We start from the raw sequence: 2775 nt of genomic DNA, 5'->3' as shown, positions 1-2775 counted from the left end.
ACGCCTCGGGCAGCAGCACCAGATAGGGCGCAACCAACGCCCATTCCTCATCAGATACGTCGGACGGATAGGACTTGCGGGTCATCCCGCAAATCTGGCCCTCACGTCAGTCCACAACAGCCTCTAGGCGCGAGACGAACTTCTCCCCGTCCTTGGTGAGTGACAGTTGCTTGTGGCGCCGATCCATGATGTCCGGACGGCTATCCAAGAAGCCCAGGCCGGGCTGCCCATGCAGCTTGACTTCGGACAGTTCCGCGATGTTCCGCGATGAGACGGAAGGGGACATCTCCATGTCCTTAGCCAGATCGCTCTGCCGAATGTCGGGGTTCTGAGCCACCTTGAGCAAAACCATGAGATTTTCCACGGTCATCGTGGGGTGGCTCTTCCTCACGATGCCGAGGACCGCGAGGATACTACCTAATGATTTCGACTTCGGGACTGTCGCAAGCATTTCCTTCGCCCTTTGCTACCGCTCGACTGAGCGTAATTTCGAGTCTCCAGAGCCAAATCTGCCACGCATTCCGTAAATGTTGCAAGAACGCGAACATCGCCATTTCAGGACGGTTCCATTGTGCGAAGATTTCGATCCTGCCAAATTGGTAGAACCATGCGCTCATTTTGATGCGCGCCCCCTTGGCGCCCTGTGCTTTAAAGTAACGTGATTGTTATATCACGCTACTATAGCAGGAACATCCACAGATACTTCCATCTATACGTGTGTACTGCGGCTTTGCTTTGCCAAATAAATATCGTCAGCCCGCGTATCGGCGCTTTTCGTCTCTATTTTTGGATATCGACTCGTGCGGCGATCACGGGCGGATGTGCGTGACGGGAAATGGCGGGCGGAGGGCATCCAGACCTGACAGTCCGGAAGTTCGCATCCCTCCGCCCGTCCCACCACGGGACACCCTTGCGGGCGCCTGACGGTTACTTGCGAGCCGTCGAGGAGTCCACCAGCAAACCATGGCCGGTGGACGCCCAGGCGGTTCGTTACGCTTGCCGCGTCCGCCCAGGGTACTTGTGCCCGCGTCCCGCGGGGAGATCCGCACCGTGTGGCCCGCCCTTGGACACATGCTGGAAAGGCCGTTTCTCACGCCGGAATCTCGACCAGTGGTTAATTTTCCCGACAGCGGCACACTTTTCAGTAGCTTCTTGGAGGCATCCGCCCGGCTGTGGCATGCTGGCCCGATCCCTGGCCTGCGACGATCCGCCACCTGCCAGCCATGCTGCGGAGCCCTCTTCTCCCTTGGTCGCCTCCCTGTCCGATCCGAACCTGTCCCTTGCCCGGACCGAGCAGCTGGTGCTCTTCGCCGCCGGGGACCCGCAAGGGGGGGCGCGGCTGGCCCTGCGACGGGAGGCGGTGCGGGAGCTGCTGCCCCTGCCGCGCCTCTGGACCCCGCCCGGACTGCCGCGGCTCCTGGCCGGCTTCCTGAACCTGGGGGGAGAGGCGGTGGCGGTGCTGCGCCTGTCGCGCCTGCTGGAGCCGGAGGCGGCGTTGCCGGCGGAGGATGATGCCGCGACCGGCATCTACCGGCACCTGATCCTGCTCGGCCACGGGCGGGAGCGCCTCGCGCTGCTGGTGGACCGGGTGCTGGACGTGGTGCGGGTGCCGCGGGAAAGCCTGCAGCCGCTGCCGGCGGAGCAGAGCCTGAATGGCTGTGCCGAGGCCGAGGTCTCACTGCCCGACGGCTTCGCCCGCCTCCTGGCACCGGAGCGGCTGCTGATGGAACGCGAGCGCGCCACCCTGGCGGAACTGGAAGGGCAGGCCCGGCGCCGCCTGGAGGAATGGGCCGCGCGGTCATGAGCGCCCACCCCGGCCCGCCGTCGCTGCTGCCGGACGCGGCCTTCCTCGAACTCAAGGGCCGCATCATCCGGCGCACCGGGCACTTCTACTACCAGGACAAGGACGAGCTTCTCTGGGAACGCCTGCTGCGCCGGATGCGCGCCACGGCCTCTTCCTCCAGCGAGGCCTATCTCCGCCGCCTGGACGATCCCGCGCATGGCGAGGCCGAATGGTCGGCGCTGGAAGCCGAGATCACCATCGGCGAGACCTTCTTCTTCCGCTACGCGGAGCAGTTCGCCGCCCTGCGGGAACGCATCCTGCCCGAGCTGATCCGGCGCAACCGCGCGACGCGGCAGCTGCGGATCTGGAGCGCCGGCTGCGCCACCGGGGCGGAGCCCTATTCCATCGCGATCCTGCTGCACCGCCTGCTGGGCCGGGAGATCGGCGACTGGCGCTGCCGCATCCTGGGCACCGACATCAACGAATCCTTCCTGGCCGCGGCCCGGGAGGCCCGCTTCAGCGCCTGGGCGCTGCGCAGCCTGCCGGCCGAGGAAAGGGCGCAGGACTTCCTGCCCGACCCGTCCGGACGAAGCTGGCGGCTGCGGCCGCCCTTCCGCTCCCTGGTGCGGTTCGAACGGCACAATCTCCTGTCCCTGCTGGACCCCGCCGCGCCGCTGGACCTGAGCGGCTTCGACCTCATCCTGTGCCGCAACGTGCTGATCTATTTCCACCCCGACACCGTGGCACGGCTGGTCCGCGCCATGGGGGAGAGGCTGGCGCCGGAAGGCTGGATGCTGCTGGGCCATGCCGAACCCAACCCGGCCTTCGCCGCCTTCCTGTCGGTGGAGCAACTGCCGGGCACCGTTGCCTACCGCCGCCGCCCCGCGGCACCCGCCCTCCCGCCCCAGGCGGCACCCGGAGCCGGTGGAGAGGAAGCACCGGCCTGGGCGCTGTCTCTTGATCACATCTACGCACAGCTCCACCGTAAGGCG

The 2775-nt window shown here is 66.1% G+C and carries 4 protein-coding genes; 2 read left to right on the top strand and 2 right to left on the bottom strand.

Annotation, left to right across the window (positions count from 1 at the left end):
- Positions 1 to 85, bottom strand: an 85-nt coding sequence (locus ROTAS13_RS26625; RefSeq protein WP_075823493.1) for a transposase, incomplete at its 3' end; no start/stop codon positions are given.
- A 21-nt stretch (positions 86 to 106) separates the two neighbouring features.
- Positions 107 to 370, bottom strand: a complete 264-nt coding sequence (locus ROTAS13_RS22425; RefSeq protein WP_075823491.1) for a hypothetical protein — start codon at positions 368 to 370, stop codon at positions 107 to 109.
- A gap of 807 nt (positions 371 to 1177) precedes the next feature.
- Between ROTAS13_RS22425 and ROTAS13_RS22420 the strand changes: the two genes are divergently transcribed.
- Positions 1178 to 1804, top strand: coding sequence for a chemotaxis protein CheW (locus ROTAS13_RS22420; protein WP_226945962.1), 627 nt, complete (start codon positions 1178 to 1180; stop codon positions 1802 to 1804).
- The coding region (locus tag ROTAS13_RS22415) for a protein-glutamate O-methyltransferase CheR (protein WP_253187745.1) at positions 1801 to 2775 on the top strand (975 nt) is incomplete at its 3' end. The genes ROTAS13_RS22420 and ROTAS13_RS22415, both read left to right, overlap by 4 nt.

Origin of the sequence: Roseomonas sp. TAS13, from assembly GCF_001950415.1 — a bacterium.
Classification (GTDB): Bacteria; Pseudomonadota; Alphaproteobacteria; order Acetobacterales; family Acetobacteraceae; genus Roseomonas; species Roseomonas mucosa.
This window is presented reverse-complemented; position numbering and strand designations above follow the sequence as displayed.